Origin of the sequence: Paractinoplanes hotanensis (assembly GCF_023717965.1) — a bacterium.
GTDB classification, from domain to species: Bacteria; Actinomycetota; Actinomycetes; order Mycobacteriales; family Micromonosporaceae; genus Actinoplanes; species Actinoplanes polyasparticus.
On the sequence record NZ_JAMQOL010000028.1, the window covers coordinates 1 to 21,174 of the forward strand.

Consider the following 21,174-nt stretch of genomic DNA (forward strand, 5'->3'; position numbering starts at 1 on the left):
CCGGTCAGACTCGGCGCAGAACGGTGACCACCTTGCCGAGGATGACAGCGTCGTCGCCCGGGATGACGTCGTAGGCCGCGTTGCGGGGCACCAGCTCGATGTGGCCGCCGGTGCGCTGGAAGACCTTGACCGTGGCCTCGCCGTCGATCATCGCCGCCACGATGTCGCCGTTGTCGGCCACCTGCTGCTGGCGCACCACGACGGTGTCGCCGTCGCAGATGGCCGCCTCGATCATCGAGTCACCCTTGACCTTCAGGGCGAACAGCGTGCCGTGGCCGACCAGGCTCAACGGCAGATTGAGCTCTTCGTCGACGTGCTCGTCGGCAAGAATCGGCGTGCCGGCGGCGATCGTGCCCAGGACGGGAACGGGCACATTGGCCTGCTCGCCCGGAGTGCGTACGTCGATCGCGCGCGAGCCGCGAGCCCCGCGCCGGATGTAGCCCCGCTCTTCGAGAACCTTGAGCTGGTGGGCCACGGACGAGGGCGACTCGAGCCCGACGGCGGCCCCGATCTCGCGGATGGTCGGTGGGTAACCGTGCTGGTCGATCCACTCACGGATCATCGAGTGGATCTGCCGTTGCCGCTTGCTCAGAGGCACGTCGTCCGTGGGCATGCGAGGATGATACTACATTCTTCGATCATCTGTACGACTCGAACGAACGACCCTCGGTTCAGCTCGGCTCGCGCTGAGCCGGGATCCCCGGCTCGTCCTCGGGCGGCCGTTCCATGCTCATCACGGTCAGCCCCCGCTCCTCGGTCGCCGTCCCGGTCACGTCAGCCGGGTTGACGCGCCCGGCCGATTCCTCGGCGTCGGCTCGCCCGGGCACCGTGGCCTTGCCCTTGGCCGCGAGCCGCACGATCTCCGTACGCTCGCCCGGCGGCTCGACGGTTCCCGTCCGCACGCTCTGTGTGCCATCCGGGCCGAACCGGATCACCTGCGTCTCGTCCCCGCCGATGTCCCCGGTGTGGCTGAGAGCCGCGGTGTTCTGCCCCGACGCCCGCCCCGGATGGGCAGCGAGGTCGGCCGGCAGCACCGGTGGCAGCAGATGCAGCGGCGCCGCCAACTCGGCCACCTTCACCAGATGCGTACGGTCCGGGTCCGGCGCATCCAGAGGCTGGGTGACCGATCCGTCGTCCACCACAGTGATGGCCTGCGTCCGATCCGGGTCGGGCGCACTGAGCGACCGCGTCGTCTCCACGTCCTCGCCGTGCGTCGTCCCACCGGCCGCAGCAGCCGCGTCGTCGGGTGAAACGACGGCGATTCTCTGTGTGCGTTCCGGATCGGGCGCGCTCAGCGACCGGGTCGTTTCCCCATCGTCGGGTGTGTTGCCGGCGGCGGTAAGTGTTGTGTGGTCGGTCGGGATAACGGCGATGGTCTGTGTGCGGTCCGGGTCGGGCGCGTTGAGGGGCCGGGTGGTTTCCGCGTCGTCGAAGGTGTCGCCGGCGGTGGCGGTTGCGCCGGTGGTGGTGGTGGTGGCGGTGGTGTGTGTCCTGTCGCCGGTCGGGATGACCGCGATGGTCTGTGTGCGGTCCGGGTCGGGCGCGCTGAGGGACTGGGTGGTTTCCGCGTCGTCGATCGAGCCGCCGGCGGCGGTGTGTGTTGTGTGGTCGGTCGGGATGAGCGTGATGGTCTGTGTGCGGTCGGGGTCGGGCGCGTTGAGCGGCCGCGTGATCTCCGCGTCGTCGGACGAGACGACGGAGATGGTGTGAGTCGTGTCGTGTCCGGCGCCCTCCTCCGATACGACTGGGGTTGTTTGTGCCGTTCCCGAGTCGGGCGCGTTGGGCGACCGGGCTGTCTCCACGTCAGCGGCAGGGACTTCGTCGGCCGAGGTGAACACCTTGATGGTGCGGGTCCGGTCCGGGTCGGGCGCGCTGAGTGACCGGGTGACCTCGAACCCGGAGAGGTCCGGCCCGGTCGGTTCGGGCGCGGCTGCCGTCGCCCGTGCCCGCACCGGCTCGTTGACCGCCTCGACTTCGTCGCCCCCGGCCGGAGTGACCTGAAGCTTCGTGGTCAGCTCGCCCAGATTGATCGCCCGGGTCCGATCCGGATCCGGCGCCTCGAGCGACCGGGTCTCCTCCAGCTCCGGCGGCACAGCACGCGTGTTCGGAGCCGGCTTCGCCCGCCCGACAACAAACAGATCGGCAAACTCGTCGGAGTCGGAGTCGGAGTCGGAGTCGGCATCGAAGTCGGAGTCGGCATCGATATCGGCACCGGCCCGGGCCGCCATCTCGCTGGCAGCCGCCGAGCCCTGTTCCTCGATGATCGCTGTCGCGCGCTCATCGCCGGCGGCTGTGTCACGGCTCCCGGAGTTTCCGCGCCCGGCCGGACCAGCGGCGCCATCAGCCACCGCCGCCGCTACGTCGACGCCATCGCCCGGAGCGGTCGCCTCGCTCCCGACCCGAGCAGCAGCAGCAACACCGCCGTCGATCGGAACCTCAATGTCGTGATCGCCGGCCTGAACGTCAGCATCACTCTCTGAGCCGTCGATGATCGCGCCCGGATCCGATGCGGCGGCGGAGACCCCGGTGGCCGAGCCGTCGCTTTCGCCAGCCGGTTCGTTGGCGTGGGCCGTCTCCGAGACCTCTTCCTCAGCGGCCGTCACCGCCGCGCCGTCCGGCTCGCTGCCGGGCTCGACAGTCTCTGCCGCTTCGACAATCTCGACTTCCAGCGCCGCAACCGCGGCCGGTTCTACCAGCGGCTCCTCGGCTGCCTCTGGTTCTGTCGACGGTGCTGCAGCGGTCTCTGCTTCCGCCAGAGGTGTCGCAACGGCGTCTGGTTCCATCAGCGGTGCTGCAGCGGCCTTTGGTTCCGTCGGGGGAGTTGCGACGGCGTCTGGTTCGGTCGGCGGTGCTGCAGCGGCTTTCGGCTGCGTCGGCGGCGCAGCAACCGTGGCTCGCCGGGTGGACGCCTGCCCGTTGTGCAGCGCCGCCACAGTCGCAGCCTCATCCCACGAGACCACAACCGCTGTCTGTCGTTCCTGCCGCAGAGTCAGCACCGCGATGGTCGCCTCATCTTCGGGCGCCACATCAACGACTTCGCCGATCTTGAATGGCTCCTCGGCCGCCAGCGCCGCGACCGCTTTGTCGACAACGTCCTCGCCCCGAGCCGCCGCAGCAGAATCGTCCGTGGCGGCTACGGCTGCAACGCTCGCACCCTCGGCAGTGCCGTCAGCGCCCGGCGAAAGCGTGGCGGCCTCGGAACCTGCCCCTGCTGCCGCCGCACCCGGTTCGACCGGATTGCCGGTAATCGCACTGCCGCCGGTCACCCCCGCTGCTGTCAGCAGAGTCGTCTGCTCATCAGCGGAGTCCGAGGAGTCCGAGGGGTCCGAGGAATCCGTGGAGTCAGACGGATTCGAGGGGGTGGCCGAGGCCGTCTTCTCTTCGACGGCCGTGAGCAGGACAGTCCGCTCATCCTCAGCGTCGGCCGGGATTGCCGCGCTCTCGGCAGTCCTCTCGTCCGGCCGGGACGACCCGGTTCCGGCCGTTCGCTCGTCCGGGGAAGTCGTTGTCACCACGGAAGACGTCGTTGCCATGGCGGAAGCCGGGCCGGATTCGTCCATTCCCGTACCCGGAGCGGTGGACGACGGCAGGACCGTGGTGGCCTCGGGGTCGAAGGCAGGACGCCCGCCGGCCAGCACGGTAGTCGTGTCGTCGGAGCCACGCGCCATCATCGGCAGCCGCATCACCGTGCTCTGGTCGGCCTCGTTCAGATGCGGCGTCGATGCTGCGGGCGGCATCGCCACGTGGCCCCGCGCACGCCCCAGCTGCCCGATCAGCGGCAGCACGGGCGGCTCGTACCGGGCCCACCGTCGCGCGCTCAAAGCCGTACAGATCAGCGGAAGCGCCAGCAGCGCAGCCAGCCCGTAGCCCGGCCGGCTCAGATCGAAGCCGTCCTTGGCCACGGATTCCGGCCACACTCCCGCGTACGATTCCGGCGCGGCCAGGGCCCACGCCGAGATGCCCAGATAGGCCAGCCCGCCGAGAGACGGCCCGGCCGGCGAGATCGGGGCGAAGAGCAGGATGGCGTACGCGGCCCCGGCCAGCAGGAGCAGCAGCAGACCGGCCACCGATTCGACGGCGAAGTCGTCCTGCCCCCGGGCGGTCAGATCATGTGTGAAACCCACACCCGCGAGCACCCACACCGCCGGTGCCAGCACGAGGGCATACAAGATCGACCTGAAGTGGCGCACGCTTTCTCTCCCCGAATGCCGGCTGCCGTCGCACCGTACCGTCGCCGGGCAACCGGGCGGAAGGACGACGTAACGTACGCCGCATGAATGAGCAGCTCCCCGGCCGTCCCACCAGTCATTCCCGGGTCACTCTGAGCCGCATCATGACAGCGATAGACGTCAATCTGTACGGGACCGTGCACGGCGGTGTCCTGATGAAGTTCGTCGATGACGTGGCCGGCGCCTCGGCGGCCCGGCACAGCGGCGGCACGGCCGTCACCGCGGCGATCGACGAGATCGTCTTCGTCGAGCCGGTGCGGGTCGGCGATCTGGTGCACGCCTACGCCCAGGTGAACTGGACGGGCTCCAGCTCGATGGAGGTGGGCGTCAAGGTGGTCGCCGAGCGCTGGGACGTCGTGCCCAACGAGCCGGTGACCGTTGCCACCGCGTATCTCGTCTTCGTGGCCGTGGACGTGTCCGGTCACCCGCGCAACGTCCCGCCTGTGTTGCCGGAGAACGTTGAGGACGAGCGCCGCTTCCGCGAAGCTCTGATCCGGCGGGAACATCGCCTGGCCCGCCGGGCCGCGATCCAGCGCGCCCGGGCCGAGGAGGAGAAGGCTGAATGAACGTTAAGGTGTGGGCATGACGGGCGCAGTGTTGTGGGAGCCGCCGGCCGACGTGCGGGAGACGTCCCGGATCGGGCAATATCTGGCGTGGCTGCAGCGGTCGCGCGGCCTGGAGTTCCGAGACTACGCGGCGCTCTGGCAGTGGTCCGTCGACGACCTGCCCGCGTTCTGGCAGTCGATCTGGGACTACTTCGAGGTCATCGCCCACGACCCGCCGGCGGGTGTGCTGCCCGGGGGCGCCGGGATGCCGGGGGCGAAGTGGTTCCCCGGCGCGACCGTCAACTACGCCGAGCACGTCCTGCGCCTGCCCGGGCTGGCCGGCGACGAGCCGGTCGTGCTCGCCCACAGCCAGACCCGTGCGCCGATCACCCTGACCGTGGCCCAGCTTCGTGAGCAGGTCCGCAATGTTCGTGCCGGCCTGCTGGCGCACGGCATCGGCCGCGGCGACCGGGTGGCGGCCTATGCGCCCAACATTCCCGAGACGTACGTGCTGATGCTCGCCACCGCCAGCCTCGGTGCGGTCTTCTCGTCGTGCGCGCCCGAATTCGGCGTACGCAGTGTGATCGACCGCTGGCAACAGATCGAACCGGCGCTGCTCGTGGCCGTCGACGGCTACCGCTACGGCGACAAGGCCGTCGACCGGCGCGAGGAGGTCGCGGCCATCACCGCGGCGCTCCCGTCGCTGCGGCACGTCGTCACCATCGGCTACCTCGATCCCGCCCGCGACACGTTCCGCGAGTTCGGTGGCGATGACCCGATGGCGTACGAGAAGGTGCCGTTCGACCATCCGCTCTATGTGCTCTACAGCTCGGGGACCACCGGCCTGCCCAAGCCGATCGTCCACGGTCACGGCGGCATCCTGCTCGAACACCTCAAGATGCTCGCCCTGCACCACGACCTGGGCCCCGGTGACCGGTTCTTCTGGTTCACCACCACCGGCTGGATGATGTGGAACTTCCTGGCCAGCGGTCCCGCCGTCGGCGCCGCGATCGTCATGTTCGACGGCAACCCCGCGTACCCGGACATGTCGGTCCTCTGGGATCTGGTCGACGAAGCCGGCATCACCTATTTCGGCACGTCCGCGCCCTTCCTCATGGCCTGCCGCAAGGCGGGTCTCACCCCGCGGAAGGACGGGCTCAAGGGCATCGGCTCGACCGGCGCGCCGCTGCCGCCGGAGGGTTTCGACTGGGTCTACGAGGCGGTGGGCACGCGCCTGCAACTGCAATCGCTTTCCGGCGGTACGGATGTCTGCACGGGCTTCGTCGGTGCGGTGCCCCTGCTCCCGGTGGTCGAAGGCAGGATCGCCTGCCGGGCCCTGGGCGCCCGGGTCGAGGCGTACGACCCCACCGGCCACCCGGTGATAGACGAGCTCGGCGAGCTGGTCATCACCGCGCCCATGCCGAGCATGCCGGTCAGCTTCTGGAACGATCCCGACGGCAAGCGCTACCGCGAGGCCTACTTCGACTACTTCCCCGGCGTCTGGCGCCATGGCGACTGGATCACCATCGCCACCGACGGCTCCTGCGTCATCACCGGACGCTCCGACGCCACCCTCAACCGCGGCGGCGTCCGGCTGGGCACCTCCGAGTTCTATTCGGTGGTCGAGAGCCTGCCCGAGATCGTCGACTCGGTGGTGGTCCACCTGGAGCAGGACGACAATCCGAACGGCGAGCTGCTGCTCTTCGTGGTGCTGACCGACGGCGTCGACCTCGACGATCCCCTGCGCAAGCGGATAGCCGCCGAGCTGCGGGCGTCGCTTTCCCCCCGCCACATTCCCGACGAGATCCACGCCGTACGAGCCGTCCCACGCACCCTGTCCGCCAAGAAACTCGAGGTGCCGGTCAAGCGCATCCTGACCGGCGCCCCGGTCGAATCCGCCGCCGCCAAGGGCGCCCTGGCCAACCCGGAATCCCTGCTCGCCTTCGAGGACCTGGCCCGCAAACGCCGCTAGCTGACCACCAGGGTGACCTTCTCCGAGCCGGCGCGGGCGTCGAGCGTCGTGCGGTCGAGGTGGGCGCAGAGGACGATCGAGGCGCCGGCGACCAGGGGCGCCAGCAGCCAGTCGATCGGGTCGGGGTGGGTGGTGGCGTCGAACAGCACCCGGCTGCCCGGGGTGAGGTTGAGCTCGGCGGCGCGGCTGGTGGCGGCGGCCAGGGTTTCGGCGTGGGTGCGGCCGTTGAGGGCCGGGTCGGCCGCGGTGACCGGCGCGCCGGGGAAGTAGTCGCCGAACTGGCGCACCTCGAGCACGAAGTCGGCGAAGCCGGTTGGTAGCTCGCGGAGGGGCATCGCGAAAGGCAGCAAACCGGTCGCGTACCGGTCTGAGGCTTTTGTCGTTGTGCTCTGATCCGGGGTCGTGAAGAGGGCGTCGGCGGACGCCGGATCGGTCGTCTCGGCCTCGACGCCGGCCGAAAAGACGCCCAGGAGGATCGCGGCCGTCTGCCAATGCGCCGGCATGGTCACCGCCGCGGTGTCGCCGTTGCTCAGGCCCAAGCCGTCCACCAGCAGGTTCGCCGTCTTGGAAACCCAGTTGTCGAGCGTCGCGCCGGAGAGTTCGGTTCGATCGCCGCCGGCGTCGTCATAGAAAGTCAGCAGGGGGCTTGCCGGGTCGCGGCGGACGGCGGCCGCCAGCACCTGCGGGATCGTGTTCTGCACCGGTAACACGATAGTTCCGTTCGGGGGTCCCCGAAGGGGTGACTGTGCGTAATCGTCCCTGAGCGGGCGATGAGAACCGGGAAACGAGGCGGACACGGCGGTGTCGCGGTCACCTGCCTGATGCATTCCGGGCGTACGCTTGCCAGTGGTCTGAATTACAACCTCTTTGGGAGTTGCCTCGTGACCGCCGGTCGCCCCCCGCGAGTGCTCGTCGACGCCACCAGCGTCCCCGCAGACCGAGGAGGAGTCGGCAGATACGTCGACGGCTTGCTCGGCGCCCTCGGGCGGATCGACCCGGACAGGGTCGATCTAGCCGTTGTGGCTCAGCGGTCGGATGCGGAGCGTTACAGCCGCCTGCTCGACAACCGCGCCGAGGTGATCGCCGGCCCGGCCGCCGTCGCCCACCGGCCCGCCCGGCTGGCGTGGGAGCAGACTGGTCTGCCCCTGCTCGCTCAGCAGGTCGGTGCCCAGGTGCTGCACTCGCCGTTCTACACCTGTCCGTTGCGCGCCGGTTGCCCGGTAACGGTGACCGTGCACGATGCGACGTTCTTCACCGAGCCCGAGCACTACGACAACACGAAGCGCACGTTCTTCCGCAGCGCGATCAAGACGTCGCTGCGCCGCGCGGCCCGGGTCATCGTGCCCAGCAAGGCCACCCGCGACGAGCTGATCCGGCTCCTCGACGCCGACCCGACCCACATCGACGTGGCCTATCACGGCGTCGACCAGGCGGCCTTCCACGCGCCCACCGAGGAAGAGAAGGCCCGCGTACGCGCCCGGCTCGGCCTCAACGATGCGGGCTATGTCGCTTTCCTCGGGGCCAAGGAGCCGCGCAAGAACGTGCCCAACCTGATCCGGGGCTGGGCCCGCGCGGTTGCCGACTGGCCGCGCCCGCCGGCGCTGGTGCTGGCCGGCGGTCAGGGCCACGACGACGAGATCGACCGTGCCGTGGCCGAGGTGCCGTCCCACCTGCGCCTGCTCCGCCCGGGCTACCTCCGGTACGCCGACCTGCCGGGCTTCCTCGGCGGCGCGCTCGTGGCCTGCTACCCGTCCTTCGGCGAGGGCTTCGGCCTGCCGATCCTCGAGGCCATGGCCTGTGCGACGCCGGTGCTCACCACGCCGAGGCTGTCCCTGCCCGAGGTGGGCGGCGACGCAGTGGCGTACACCACCGAAGACCCCGACCGCATCGCGACCGACCTGGCCGACCTGCTGCACGACGAGCCGCGCCGCCTAACGTTGGCCAAGGCGGGGTTCGACCGTGCGAAGGAGTTCACCTGGGCGTCCAGCGCGGAGGTACACGTCACAACCTGGAAACGGGTAGCGACCCCCTGACCTTTACACTCTGTGCGCATGAGCGATCAACTCGGCGGACTGTACGGCGTTGTTCTTGCAGGCGGCACCGGAACCCGCCTCTGGCCGCTGTCCCGAGCCGGTCACCCCAAGTTTCTGCACCCGCTGACGGGCACCGAGGCGTCCCTGCTCCAGGCCACAGTGTCCCGTCTCGACCTGCTGGCCCCCATGGACCGCGTGTTCGTGGTCACCGGGGTCGCCCACGCGGCGGCGGTCTCGCGGCAGCTCGACACCATCCCTGAGGCGAACGTCCTGGTCGAGCCGTCGCCCCGGGATTCCTGCGCGGCCATCGCGCTGGCCGCGGCGGTCATCGCCCGGCGTGATCCCGAGGCGATCATGGGATCGTTCGCCTCGGACCACCTGATCGCCGACAAGGAACGCTTCACCGAGGTCATCCAGCAGGCGATGGCCGGCGCCCGCAAGGGCCTCCTGATGACGCTGGGCATCACCCCGACCCGGCCCGAGACGGGCTACGGCTACCTCCAGTGCGGCAGCGAGACCGGCGACGGGCCGGTGCTCGCGGTCGAGGAATTCAAGGAGAAGCCGACGTACGACGTGGCCGAGGGCTACGTGAAGTCCGGCAACTACCTGTGGAACGCGGGCATGTTCGTCTGGCGGGCGGACGCGTTCCTGGCCGAGTTGTCGCGCCAGCAGCCGCAGCTCGCGGCTGGGGTGTCACGCATCGCGGCGGCCTGGGAGTCGCCGGAGCGCGAAGAGGTGCTGGGCGAGGTGTGGCCGACCCTGCCGCGCATCTCGGTGGACTACGCCGTGATGGAGGGCGCGGCCGCGGTCGGCCGGGTCGGGACGGTTCGCGGCGACTTCGGCTGGAACGACGTCGGCGACTTCCACACGCTGGGCGCGGTGCTGGCGGCCGACCCGTCGGGCAACGTGATCGTCGGACGCGACGTCTCGCAGAAGTCGGGCGTGCTGCTGCGCGACACGGAGGGTCTCGTGGTGGTGCCGACCGAGGGTCGTCTGGTCGCGGCCATGGGCGTACGGGATCTGGTGATCGTCGACACGCCGGATGCCGTGCTGGTGATCCCCCGCGAGCGGGCGCAAGAGGTCAAGCACCTGGTGGACGAGCTCAAGGAGCTCGGCGAGCACGGTTACATCTGAGCCGTGAGCATCGAAGACCTGCACGCCGACGCGGTGCGGCGGCTGAACGCGTGGACGGCGACCTCCGACGAGGCCGAGCGGGGCCGTAAGCGCACCCTCGAGCTGTTGGACGACGGTCCGGTCGCCATGACCCGGGCCCATCGTCGCGGTCACGTGACGGCCAGCGCCCTGGTCGTGGACGACGAGGGCCGGGTGCTGCTCTGCCTGCACGGCCGCCTGGGCAAGTGGATGCAGCTCGGCGGCCACTGCGAGGCGGACGACACGAGCCTGGCCGCGGCCGCGCTGCGCGAGGCGACCGAGGAATCGGGCATCACCGGTCTGCTGCTCGACCCGGAGCCGATCGACGTCGACATCCACGAGGTGCGCTGCGGCCCGGCCGACGGCCTGCCCGCCGAGCCGTCGGTCCACTTCGACGTACGGTTCCTGCTCCGCGCTCCGGCCGGCGCCCAGGAGCAGATCAGCGACGAGTCGGCGGACCTCGGCTGGTTCGCGCCCGACGCTCTGCCGGCCCCGCTGGCCTCCGGCACCATCCGCCAGATCGCCCCCGCGCTGGCCCGGCTCAGCTGAACGCGTCGCCGCCGCCCGGCTCGGCGACGGAAGCGCCGCGGAGCCGTCGATGCGGAGGTCAGGAGGCGGAGAGCTCCAGGCGGACGCCGTCCTCGTGGGGGAGGGACAGCGTCACGATGGACTCGGCGGCCAGGGCGGCTCGCAGGCGGTGCGCGTCGGCGCCCAGGCGCATGAAGCCGACGGGCGTCTTGTCGAGTGTGCCCAGGTGCAGGGCGGCCGTCGCGCCGCTGCCGGGGATCACCTCGGCCGGAGCCAACGTCGTAGCGCGGGAGAGGTAGTCGGCCACCGCTGCGGCGGCCCGGTCGACTGCGTCCGGGTCGACCGGTAGGCCGGGCAACGCAGCTTCGGGCCCGTCGGGCAGCAGAGCGGCCCGGCGCAGGCCGTCGGCGCGGGCCTCGGTGGTGCCGAGGCTGAACATGTCGGAGGCGGCGTCGCGCAGCAGCACCGAGGCGTCGGCCGCGTCGCGGATGCCGGAGCGGGGGTAGCCGCGGACAACAGCCACCGGCGTCTGGTCGACCTTGCCCTTGACCAGCTCGCCGGCGGCGGCCAGCTCGTCGATGACGGCCATCTGGGTGATCTCGAGCTCGTTGCCGTACGGGTCGGTCTCGCCGCGGTAGTCACGGATCGGTTCGATGCCGGCGGCGCCCAGGGCCACATCGGTGAGGCCGTTGCGCCAGGCCCGGCCCATCGTGTCGGAGATGATGACGCCGACGTCGAGGCCGCGCTTCACCAGGTCGTCGCGCAGGCGCCGGGCCGACTCGTCGGGATCGGCCGGAAGCAGGACGAGGTGGGACTTGTCGACGTTGGAGGCGTCGATGCCGGCGGCCGCCATCACGAAGCCGTGGTGGGTCTGCACGATCGTCGTGGGTCCGCGGCGGGCAACCACGCGAGCCGTCTCGGACTCGAGGGCGGCCGCGCGCGCCCGGTCACGTTCGGGGCCGCCGACGGGCACCTCGACCAGCCGGCCCTCGGCCTTGGACACGATCTTGCTGGTCACCACCAGCACATCGCCGTCGGCCAGCCAGGGCGCGGCAGCGGTGATGACCTCGGCCAGCTCGTCACCGGCCACGATCTCGCCGATCCCGCGCACCGGCAGGATCTCCAACCCGTCCGTCACCACGGTCGCCCCCTCGGCGGTGAGATGTTCCGTTCAGCTTGCCCGGCCGGGGCGGCTGACGCGACACCGCCCCCGAGTAGCGCTGATCACGCCGGTTACGACCCCGGGCTCGCGGCGCCCGCGAGGGAAAGGGCGTCCTTGACCATCTGGGCCGTGGCCTCTTCGGAGGACATCCACAACGGGACAGCCCGGGTGGGGACGCCGGGGACCTCGGTGGCGGCGTCGGACGAATCGACCAGCCAGCCGTCGAGGATGCCGCCGGCGGAACGAGGGCCGTAGAGCGCGCCGACCCCGGCCGCCGTGACCGCGACGTCGACCGTGGCCAGGCACTTGTCGGCCATGCCGCGGATCGGGGAGTCGCCGATGATGGGGGACACCCCGATGACGGGGGCGGGGCCGGTGGCCACGGCGTCGCGCACGTCGGCCACGGCCAGGATCGGCGCGATGCTCACCACCGGGTTGCTCGGGGCGACCAGCACCACATCGGCCGCGGCGATCGCCTCGACGACGCCGGGGGCCGGCTTGGCCGCCTCGGCGCCGACGAAGACGAAGCGGTGGGTCGGCACCTCGCCGCGGTAGCGGACCCACCATTCCTGGAAGTGGATGGCCTTGCGCTCGCCCTCGACGTCGACCACCACGTGGGTCTCGAGGCGGTCGTCGGTGGCGGGCAGCATGGTGATGCCGGGCTGCCAGCGGGCGCACAGGGCGGCTGTCACCGCGGAGAGCGGATAGCCCGCGGCCAGCATCTGGGTGCGTACGAGATGGGTGGCCGTGTCCTTGTCGCCCAGGCCGAACCACGACGGCTCGGCGCCGTAGGCGGCAAGTTCCTCCTTGACCACCCAGGACTCGCCGACCCGGCCCCAGCCGCGCCCCGGGTCGTGGGCGCCGCCCAGCGTGTACATGACGCTGTCGAGGTCGGGGCAGATCTGGAGGCCGTGCATGCGGACGTCGTCGCCGACGTTGACCACCGCTGTCACCTCGGCGCCGAGCGCACGAGCCTGCGCGCGCACGCCGACGAGAAACTTGGCGCCGCCGATGCCACCGGAAAGGACCACGATCCGCATGCCCGTATCCTCCCGTACGGGTATGACGGAACTTTCCGGTGGGTATCGATGCAGCGTGCGGGGCCGGACTACCCTGAGCCTCCCGCACCCGACTTCGTCTTGGAGAATTCCGTGACCAGCCAACCGCAGCCCGCGCCGGGCGAGGGCAGATCGGCCGGCCAGTTCCTCCGCCCGCTGCGCGACCTCGCGGCCTACGCGCTCGTCGGCGCTCCCGCCCTGTTGCTCTTCGTGGCCGTGATCCGGCTGATCCCGGACGGTGAGAACCAGTTCGGCTACCGCACCCAGGACAGCTTCTACGGCTTCGTGAACACCGCGACGGTGTTCATGCCGCTGGCGGCGGTGCTGCTGGCGCTGCTCGTGCCGCCGCTCCATCCGAAGGCCCGGCTGATCACGCTCGTCGCGCTGGTCGAGTACGCCGTGATGGGCTTCTTCGGCGTGCTGTTCGGCCTGCTCATCGGCCTTATCAACCACGCGAGCAACAACGGCGCGCGGACCGCGTTCGAAGAGCTTCTGGTGCGGGCGGCCTGGCTCGGGGTGTTCGCCGTGGCCGCGTACGCGGTGTTCCGGCTCTGGCAGGGCCTGTTCCACGTGGCCAAGCCCAAGGCGCCGCCCGGTGTTTACGGCCAGCCGGCGTACGGCCAGCCCGGCGCCTACCCTGGCCAGCCGGGCTACGGTCCGCCGCCGCAGGGCCAGCCTGGCTACGCCCCCGGCGGCTACCCGCCGCCTGGAACGCCTCCGCCGGGAATGCCGCAGCCAGGTGCCCAGCCGGGTGCACAGCAGTTCGGCCAGCCGTACGGCCAGCCCTACGGTCAGCCGCCCCAGGGCCACCCGCAGCAGCCCCCGACCTGGAACCAGCCCGCCGTGCCCATCCCCGCGTCGGCGCCGCCCGCGCACCCGGGCTCGGCCCCGCCCGCGGCCCCCGCTTCGGGCCCGCCGGCCACGCCGTCCGCGGCCGCGGCGTTCTCCGAGCCCACCCAGGTGGTGCCGAACACCGCGCCCGCCGGCGACGAGCGCACCGAGAAGATTCCCGACGACCGCCCCGGCTTCGGCCCGGCCGGCGAGGACTCGCCGCGGCGGTAGCACCGGCCGAGCCGACGCGGTAGCACCGGCCGAGCCGACGCGGTAGCACCGGCCGAGCCGACGCGGTGGCCGCGAGGGACCGGGGCTCTGACGCCGGTGGGACCGAGGCGCCGAGGCGATAGCACCACGACGGGGTGCGCGCAGTGGGATAGACCACGGCGCGCACCCCGTCCCGGTCGAGGCAACGCGCGGCATTCCGGCCTAGGCTGCTGGGGTGACAGAGGTCAACACGGTCGACAGTCAGCCCACGGAAGCGAGCATCCGGCGCGCCCTGCGCCGGGCGGCCGACGGCAAGGCAGTGGACGCCGGTGAGGCGACCGCCCTGCTGGCCGCGACCGGCGAGCAGTTCGACGAGCTGCTCGCGATCGCCGGCGGCATCCGCGACGCGGGCCTGCGTGAGGCCGGGCGGCCGGGCGTCGTCACGTACTCGCGCAAGGTCTTCATCCCCCTGACGCGCCTGTGCCAGGACCGGTGCCACTACTGCACCTTCGCGACCGTGCCGCACCGGCTGCCCGCAGCCTTCCTCGAGCGCGACGAGGTCCTCGAGATCGCTCGTCAGGGCGCCGCCCAGGGCTGCAAGGAAGCCCTGTTCACCCTCGGCGACCGCCCCGAGGAACGCTGGCCCGCGGCCCGGCAGTGGCTCGACGAGCGCGGCTACGACTCGACCCTCGACTACGTGCGCGCCTGCGCGATCGCCGTGCTGGAAGAGACCGGCCTGCTGCCACACCTCAACCCCGGCGTGATGAGCTGGGCCGAGCTGCAGCGCCTGAAGCCGGTCGCCCCCAGCATGGGCATGATGCTCGAGACCACGGCGACCAGGCTGTGGTCCGAGCCCGGCGGCCCGCACTTCGGCTCGCCCGACAAGGAGCCGGCCGTACGCCTGCGGGTGCTCGACGACGCCGGCCGGGTGGGCGTCCCGTTCACCACCGGCATCCTGATCGGTATCGGCGAGACCCCGGCCGAGCGGGTCGACGCGCTGTTCGCGATGCGCCGTGCCGCCCGTGAGTACGGCCACATCCAAGAGATCATCATCCAGAACTTCCGCGCCAAGCCGGACACGGCGATGCGCGGCATGCCCGACGCCGAGCTGCGCGAGCTGGCTGCCACGGTGGCCGTGGGCCGCATCATCATGGGCCCGCGGGGCCGCCTGCAGGCCCCGCCCAACCTGATCGACACCGAGTTCGGCCTGTTGCTGCGGGCCGGCATCGACGACTGGGGCGGCGTCTCGCCGGTGACCCCCGACCACGTCAACCCCGAGCGCCCGTGGCCCCGGATCGACTCGTTGCGCGAGCACTCGGCGGCGGCCGGATTCGAGCTGCGCGAGCGCCTGACGATCTATCCCGAGTACGTCCGCCGCGGCAACGAGGGCTGGCTCGACCCGCGTCTGGCCGCGCACGTGGCCGCGCTGTCCGGCGAGGACGGTCTGGCCCGCGAGGACGCCGAGGTGGTCGGCCGTCCCTGGCAGGAGCCCGACGACGCGTACGCCTCGGGCCGCACCGATCTTTTCGCGACGATCGACACCGAGGGCCGCTCGGGCGACCGGCGCTCCGACTTCGACGACGTCTACGGCGACTGGGACGAGGTTGCCGCCCACATCACCACCGAGGCGCCGCGCAGGATCGAGGCGGAGGTCGTCCAGGGCCTCAAGCTCGCCTCGGAGAACCCGGCCGCCCTCCTCGAGAAGCAGCACGAGGACGCGGCCATGGCGTTGTTCAACGCCGACGGCGAGGCCCTCGACGAGCTGGCCCGCATCGCCGACGACCTCCGCAAGCAGGTCAACGGCGACGACATCACGTACGTGGTCAACCGGAACATCAACTTCACCAACGTCTGCTACGTGGGCTGCCGGTTCTGCGCGTTCGCGCAGCGCGAACGGGACGCCGACGCCTACCGCCTCTCGGTCGACCAGGTCGCCGACCGGGCCGAGCAGGCCTGGCAGGACGGCGCCTCCGAGGTCTGCATGCAGGGCGGCATCGACCCCAAGATGCCCGTGACCGCGTACGCCGACCTGGTCCGCGCCGTCAAGCAGCGCGTCCCCGGCATGCACGTCCACGCGTACTCCCCGATGGAGATCGTCACCGCCGCGGCCAAGGCCGGCGTGCCCGTGCGCGAGTGGCTGGCCGAGCTCAAGGAGGCCGGCCTGGGCACGATCCCGGGCACCGCGGCCGAGATCCTCGACGACGACGTGCGCTGGGTGCTCACCAAGGGCAAGCTGCCCACCAGCGCCTGGACTGACGTGGTGACCAACGCCCACCAGCTCGGCATCCGGTCGAGTTCGACCATGATGTACGGGCACGTCGACCACCCGCGGCAGTGGCTCGGCCACTTCCGGGTGCTGGCCGGCATCCAGGACGTCACCGGCGGCTTCACCGAGTTCGTGGCGTTGCCGTTCATCCACACCAACGCACCGATCTATCTGGCCGGCCTGGCCAAGGCCGGTCCCAGCTGGCGGGAGAACCGGGTCGTCCACGCGATGGCCCGGATCCTGCTGCACGGCCGCATCGACAACATCCAGTGCTCCTGGGTGAAACTGGGCGACGACGGCACCCGGGTGATGCTCAACGGGGGTTGCAACGACCTCGGGGGCACCCTGATGGAGGAAACCATCTCCCGCATGGCCGGTTCCGAGCACGGATCGGCTCGTACGGTCGCTGAGCTCAAGGAACTTGCGGCGGCGGCCGGTCGCCCGGCAGTGGAGCGGACCACGACCTACGGTCGACGGTAGATCACAAAACGGGTTAAATTGGACGCGATGGAACGGGATCGCGTTACCTACCGGGGCTCCGGAGAGATAGGGCAGGAACGGGACCCTGTCGCGCCCGCGGGCGCGCCGGGGAAACGGGCCTATTTATCAGGTTCGGCTTGACGACGCACGTCTTACACGCGTGTAATTTCGGTGGGGTTGTGAGCTGAAGCGCAACAAAATGCGAAGTCCGCTCGCAAAAAACACGCTGCGTGCGTGGGGGGTCAGTGCCGGCATCGCTGCCGGCGCGGAAATTGGGAGGCACGCCGATGGAAGCGCAGGTTGAAGGGGTCGACCTGCTCGGGGACGCGCCCGAGTGGCAGGAACGGGCGCTGTGTTCGCAGACCGATCCGGAAGCTTTCTTCCCGGAAAAGGGGGGGTCCACCCGGGAAGCAAAGAGGATCTGCGGCCGCTGTGAGGTCAAGGCCGAGTGCCTCGAGTACGCACTGGGGCACGACGAGCGGTTCGGCATCTGGGGTGGACTGTCCGAGCGCGAGCGTCGCAAGCTGAAGCGACGGGTGGCCTGATCGCGCTCAGCGCTCAGGTCAGTTCGTCGGGATCCACCCCGAGCAGGTTGGCTACCTGCTCGATGATCACATCGTGGACGAGGTCGGCGAGGTCCTCGCGGTCCATCGCCCGGAATTCCAGCGGCCGCCGGTAGAGCACGATCCGCGGGGGGAGCTCTTGCCGGCCGGGGCGGCCGGGAAGCAGGCGGGCCAGGGGCACCTCGCCGTCCTCGAGCACGTCGGAGTCGTAGACGTTGAGGTCGGGCGGCACGTCCTCGACGGCGAACTCGACGCCGGCCAGTTCTTTCGCGTAGCGCCGTTCGAGCCCCTCGACCGTGTCGAGCACCAGGTCGTCGAAGATCTCGGCCTTGGTGCGGGCCAGGGGGACTGTGGCCGGGACGAGCCGGCCCCGCAGGCCCCGGCCGTGCCGGTCGCGACGGGCCGGGTGCCCAGGGCCGGCCTTACGCGCCGGTCGCGGGTCGGTGCGGCGGCGTTCGGGACTGGTGGTCACGCCGCAACTCTAGTCCTCCGACGGTGTGACACGTTGTCAGACGTGTTTCGGCCGTGTTGATTCGCCCCTTCGGGGCGATACGGCGGTAATTCGCCCCATCGGGTGCCGCGTGTCGGGTGGGCATGACCGAATCGTGATGCATCGTGGGTCGGCGTGTCGCGGGGTTTCCGCGCCCGCGCGGGCCGCCGGAGCGATAACGTGCCGCCGTGAGGTCACCACGGCGTTGCTCCCGGAACGGCTGTCCCCGACAGGCTGTCGCCACGCTGACCTACGTCTACAGCGACTCCACGGCGGTTGTCGGACCCCTGGCAGCCTTCGCCGAACCCCACACGTACGACCTCTGCGAGCCGCACGCCCGCAGCCTCACCGCCCCCCGGGGCTGGGAACTCGTGCGGCACGACGGCGATTTCGCCCCGCCCCCGCCCACCACCGACGACCTGGTCGCCCTGGCCGACGCCGTCCGCGAGGCGGCCCGCCCGGCCGCGCCACCCCCGCGGGCCGACGAGACAGAACGACTCCCGGGCCATCAGACGGGCCGCAGAGGCCACTTGAGGGTCATCCCCCCGTCCCACTGAGGCCCCGGGGTCGGCTAGGGCAACGCGATCAGCGTGTAGCGCTTCTTGAGCCACGGGATGAGCTTCTTGTACGCGGCGACGGTGTCGGGCTGCGCGTAGTCGTGCGACAGCACGATGGCGCCCGGCCGGCAGTGCTTCTCGATCTGCCTGACCACCTTGGCCTGGTGCGCGGCGCTGGTCTCGCCCTTGCGGTGGCTCCAGTCGCGCGGGTCGACCCGCCAGTAGATCGAGGTCATCCCCAGCTGCCTGGCCGTCGAGACCAGTAGCGGCGTGAAGTTGCCGCCGGGCGCTCGGAAATATTTGATCTTCGCGCCGGGCGCGGCCCGGTGGATCGCGGCGTTGGTGCGCCCCAGATCGGCCTGGATCTTGGACGCCGGGTCCTTGCCGATCTTGAGGCTGTGGTCCCAGGTGTGGTTGCACAGCGTGTGACCCCGGGCCACGATCTGACGAACGATCCCGGGGTGCCGCTCGACCTGCACGCCGACCAGGCAGAAGGTCGCCTTCACGTGGTGCTGGGCCAGCAGGGCCAGCAGCTTGGGCGTCTCGTTCGGGTCGGGACCGTCGTCGAAGGTGAGGGCGACACCCTTGGATCCGGTCAGCATGTGGCTGCCGGCGGGACCGCCGAAGCGCGGGTTCTTGACCGCCCGGGCCGGCGGCTTCACCGCCGGCTTCGGCTTCGGCTCGGCGGCCGGCGACGAGGGCGCGACTGACGAAGCGGTGAGCGTGCCGACGCTGTCCTGAGCGGACTCCGCCGACGCGCGCCCGGTCAGGCCGACGGCGATCAGCACCACGCCGAGCAGAACCGCCTTCTTGGCCCGCGACAATCGCATCAAACCCTCCCTGGACCGACCGGCTCCCGACATTGCCGCCCGGAACCCCCTGATCGCCGCGCTTCGCAGCGATTCGGCACGGTCGGGGGAGACACGACCGAGGGCCCACGTGATGGCCCGCTGGTCGAGAGCGGTCAGAAAGCGGAGGAGGCGAAGGAGGGGGGTGGGCACGGGGTCCTCGGGGTAGGCAATACGGTCTCGGGCTCGGGGGTCGCGCCTCGTGGGTCGCGCTGAGTGACGGCGAACCGCCGCCGCCCCTCATTGATACGGGACGACGGCGGTGCACGGATCAGTCTGTGGCCGGGATCAAAGTCCCGGCAGTCCCCCTTCTCAGGAGAGTTCGATCAGCTCCTGCTCGGTGAGCAGGCGCGAACGGATGAGAAAACGCACGCCCTCGGGGGCTTCCAGCGAGAAGCCGGAACCCCTTCCGGGGACCACGTCCACCGTCAGGTGGGTGTGCTTCCACAGCTCGAACTGCGAGGCTGACATCCAGAACGTGATCGGCTCGTCGACCCCGTCGATCTTCAGGGCTTGGAGCAGCACGTCGGACTGGCCGGTGCGGAACTCGCCCTCCAGATAGCACATCGGGGAGCTGCCGTCGCAGCACCCGCCGGACTGGTGGAACATCAGCGGACCGTGCTGCCCCCGCAGCTGCCGCATCATGTCGGCAGCCGCGGGAGTCACGTCTACGCGCGTGGCCATGGCCTAGAAGAAGCCCATCGCCTTGGGGCTGTACGAGACGAGCAGGTTCTTGGTCTGCTGGTAGTGGTCGAGCATCATCTTGTGGTTCTCGCGGCCGATGCCGGACTGCTTGTAACCACCGAACGCGGCGTGCGCCGGGTAGAGGTGGTACGAGTTCGTCCAGACCCGGCCCGCCTTGATCGCCCGACCGGCCCGGTACGCGGTGTTGATGTCCCGGGTCCACACGCCGGCGCCCAGCCCGTACAGCGTGTCGTTGGCGATCTTGATGGCGTCGGCGTAGTCGGCGAACGAGGTCACCGACACGACCGGCCCGAAGATCTCCTCCTGGAAGATCCGCATGGCGTTGTTGCCTTCGAAGATCGTCGGCTGCACGTAGTAGCCGCCAGACAGATTGCCACCGAGGTCGGCCCGGGCGCCGCCGGTGAGCACCTTGGCGCCCTCCTGCCGGCCGATGTCGAAGTACGACAGGATCTTCTCGAGCTGGTCGTTGGACGCCTGCGCGCCGACCTGGGTGTCGGTGTCGAGCGGGTCGCCCTGCTTGAGGTTCTCGACCCGCTTCACGCCCGCGGCCAGGAAGTCGCTGTAGATGCCCTGCTGAATGAGCGCGCGCGACGGGCAGGTGCAGACCTCGCCCTGGTTGAGCGCGAACATCGAGAAGCCCTCGAGCGACTTGTCATAGAAGTCGTCGTCGAGCCGGCTGACGTCGTCGAAGAAGATGTTCGGGCTCTTGCCGCCCAGCTCGAGGGTGACCGGGATCAGGTTCTCGGAGGCGTACTGCATGATCAGCCGGCCGGTGGTGGTCTCACCGGTGAAGGCGACCTTGGCGACCCGGTTGGACGAGGCGAGCGGCTTGCCGGCCTCGACGCCGAACCCGTTGACGATGTTGAGCACGCCCGGCGGCAGCAGGTCGGCCACGAGCGACAGCCAGTAGTGGATCGAGGCGGGCGTCTGCTCGGCCGGCTTGAGCACGACCGCGTTGCCGGCGGCCAGCGCGGGGGCGAGCTTCCAGACCGCCATCAGGATCGGGAAGTTCCACGGGATGATCTGGGCGACGACGCCGAGTGGCTCGTGGAAGTGGTAGGCGACCGTGTCGTCGTCGATCTCGCCCGCCGTGCCCTCCTGGGCCCGGATGGCGCCGGCGAAGTAGCGGAAGTGGTCGATCGCCAGCGGGATGTCGGCGGCCAGCGTCTCGCGCACCGGCTTGCCGTTCTCCCAGCACTCGGCGACCGCGAGCTTCTCCAGGTTCTGCTCCATGCGGTCGGCGATCTTGTTGAGGATGTTCGCCCGCTCGGCGGTGGAGGTACGGCCCCACGCGTCGGCGGCGCCGTGCGCGGCGTCCAGCGCCTTCTCGACGTCCTCGGCCGTGCCCCGGGCCACCTCGCAGAAGTCCTGGCCCGTCACGGGGCTGGGGTTGGCGAAATACTGCCCCTTGGCCGGCGGCACGTACTCGCCGCCGATGAAGTGGTCGTACCGGGACTCATAGTTGACGATCGCGCCGTCGGATCCGGGCGGGGAATACACGGTCATGGCAGCCTCCGTACCTCTGGGGTGCGGCCGACGTTAGTT

At 70.5% G+C, this 21,174-nt stretch carries 18 protein-coding genes; 9 read left to right on the plus strand and 9 right to left on the minus strand.

The genetic code is table 11. The features are described 5' to 3' along the window. Positions 1–4: 4 nt before the first annotated feature. Positions 5–613 carry a transcriptional repressor LexA gene (gene lexA, locus LXN57_RS20745; protein ID WP_251799824.1) on the minus strand — a complete coding sequence of 203 codons (609 nt, stop codon included), beginning with the start codon at positions 611–613 and terminating at the stop codon, positions 5–7. 58 nt (positions 614–671) lie between these two features. Then, the gene (locus tag LXN57_RS20750) at positions 672–3,266 is read right to left on the minus strand and encodes a hypothetical protein (RefSeq protein WP_251799825.1); all 2,595 of its coding nucleotides are present in this window, start codon (positions 3,264–3,266) and stop codon (positions 672–674) included. A gap of 1,007 nt (positions 3,267–4,273) precedes the next feature. On the opposite strand from LXN57_RS20750, the gene LXN57_RS20755 reads away from it, so the two are divergent. After that, entirely contained in the window at positions 4,274–4,795 is a 522-nt protein-coding gene (locus LXN57_RS20755; protein ID WP_251799826.1) for an acyl-CoA thioesterase, read from the plus strand. A 16-nt stretch (positions 4,796–4,811) separates the two neighbouring features. After that, the gene (locus LXN57_RS20760) at positions 4,812–6,746 is read left to right on the plus strand and encodes an acetoacetate--CoA ligase (protein ID WP_251799827.1); all 1,935 of its coding nucleotides are present in this window, start codon (positions 4,812–4,814) and stop codon (positions 6,744–6,746) included. On the opposite strand, the gene LXN57_RS20765 is transcribed toward LXN57_RS20760, so the two are convergent. After that, entirely contained in the window at positions 6,743–7,447 is a 705-nt protein-coding gene (locus LXN57_RS20765; RefSeq protein ID WP_251799828.1) for a TIGR03089 family protein, read from the minus strand. The genes LXN57_RS20760 and LXN57_RS20765 overlap by 4 nt on opposite strands. A 180-nt stretch (positions 7,448–7,627) precedes the next feature. Here LXN57_RS20765 and LXN57_RS20770 point away from each other — a divergent pair, with 180 nt between their 5' ends. Genes LXN57_RS20770 through LXN57_RS20780 form a run of 3 tightly spaced genes read left to right on the plus strand, consistent with a single transcriptional unit; the run spans position 7,628 to position 10,480 of the window. After that, complete coding sequence (locus LXN57_RS20770; protein WP_221376662.1) at positions 7,628–8,779, plus strand: glycosyltransferase family 4 protein; 1,152 nt, start codon at positions 7,628–7,630, stop codon at positions 8,777–8,779. 18 nt (positions 8,780–8,797) lie between these two features. Next, positions 8,798–9,913, plus strand: coding sequence for a mannose-1-phosphate guanylyltransferase (locus LXN57_RS20775; RefSeq protein ID WP_251799829.1), 1,116 nt, complete (start codon positions 8,798–8,800; stop codon positions 9,911–9,913). Positions 9,914–9,916: 3 nt separating this feature from the next. Continuing rightward, on the plus strand, positions 9,917–10,480 hold the full coding sequence (locus tag LXN57_RS20780; RefSeq protein WP_251799830.1) for an NUDIX hydrolase: 564 nt from the start codon (positions 9,917–9,919) through the stop codon (positions 10,478–10,480). Positions 10,481–10,538: 58 nt separating this feature from the next. Here the strand turns inward: LXN57_RS20780 and LXN57_RS20785 are convergent, their stop codons facing one another. Both LXN57_RS20785 and cofD read right to left on the minus strand, forming a co-directional pair. After that, positions 10,539–11,597 carry a coenzyme F420-0:L-glutamate ligase gene (locus LXN57_RS20785; protein WP_251799831.1) on the minus strand — a complete coding sequence of 353 codons (1,059 nt, stop codon included), beginning with the start codon at positions 11,595–11,597 and terminating at the stop codon, positions 10,539–10,541. Between the two features lie 95 nt (positions 11,598–11,692). Next, on the minus strand, positions 11,693–12,661 hold the full coding sequence (gene cofD, locus LXN57_RS20790; RefSeq protein WP_251799832.1) for a 2-phospho-L-lactate transferase: 969 nt from the start codon (positions 12,659–12,661) through the stop codon (positions 11,693–11,695). 111 nt (positions 12,662–12,772) lie between these two features. Here cofD and LXN57_RS20795 point away from each other — a divergent pair, with 111 nt between their 5' ends. The 3 genes from LXN57_RS20795 to LXN57_RS20805 all read left to right on the plus strand — a co-directional run bounded on the left by LXN57_RS20795 (position 12,773) and on the right by LXN57_RS20805 (position 17,011). After that, positions 12,773–13,741 carry a hypothetical protein gene (locus LXN57_RS20795; RefSeq protein ID WP_251799833.1) on the plus strand — a complete coding sequence of 323 codons (969 nt, stop codon included), beginning with the start codon at positions 12,773–12,775 and terminating at the stop codon, positions 13,739–13,741. Positions 13,742–13,955: 214 nt separating this feature from the next. Next, a complete protein-coding gene (locus LXN57_RS20800; protein ID WP_251799834.1) occupies positions 13,956–16,466 on the plus strand; it encodes a bifunctional FO biosynthesis protein CofGH in 2,511 nt (836 codons plus the stop codon). Between the two features lie 287 nt (positions 16,467–16,753). Continuing rightward, positions 16,754–17,011: a WhiB family transcriptional regulator gene (locus tag LXN57_RS20805; RefSeq protein WP_014688021.1), complete on the plus strand. Its 258-nt coding sequence runs from the start codon at positions 16,754–16,756 to the stop codon at positions 17,009–17,011. Between the two features lie 13 nt (positions 17,012–17,024). Here the strand turns inward: LXN57_RS20805 and LXN57_RS20810 are convergent, their stop codons facing one another. Continuing rightward, positions 17,025–17,501, minus strand: coding sequence for a metallopeptidase family protein (locus tag LXN57_RS20810; RefSeq protein WP_438872894.1), 477 nt, complete (start codon positions 17,499–17,501; stop codon positions 17,025–17,027). A gap of 206 nt (positions 17,502–17,707) precedes the next feature. On the opposite strand from LXN57_RS20810, the gene LXN57_RS20815 reads away from it, so the two are divergent. Beyond that, positions 17,708–18,076, plus strand: coding sequence for a DUF3499 domain-containing protein (locus LXN57_RS20815; protein WP_251799835.1), 369 nt, complete (start codon positions 17,708–17,710; stop codon positions 18,074–18,076). Positions 18,077–18,090: 14 nt separating this feature from the next. Here LXN57_RS20815 and LXN57_RS20820 read toward each other — a convergent pair whose 3' ends face one another. The 3 genes from LXN57_RS20820 to adh form a co-directional block, all read right to left on the minus strand. Further along, a complete protein-coding gene (locus LXN57_RS20820; RefSeq protein ID WP_251799836.1) occupies positions 18,091–18,906 on the minus strand; it encodes a polysaccharide deacetylase family protein in 816 nt (271 codons plus the stop codon). 330 nt (positions 18,907–19,236) lie between these two features. Then, positions 19,237–19,608 carry a DUF779 domain-containing protein gene (locus tag LXN57_RS20825; RefSeq protein ID WP_251799837.1) on the minus strand — a complete coding sequence of 124 codons (372 nt, stop codon included), beginning with the start codon at positions 19,606–19,608 and terminating at the stop codon, positions 19,237–19,239. Between the two features lie 3 nt (positions 19,609–19,611). Beyond that, positions 19,612–21,135 (minus strand): aldehyde dehydrogenase, encoded by a 1,524-nt coding sequence (gene adh, locus LXN57_RS20830; protein WP_251799838.1) that lies wholly within the window; start codon positions 21,133–21,135, stop codon positions 19,612–19,614. Positions 21,136–21,174: the final 39 nt, after the last annotated feature.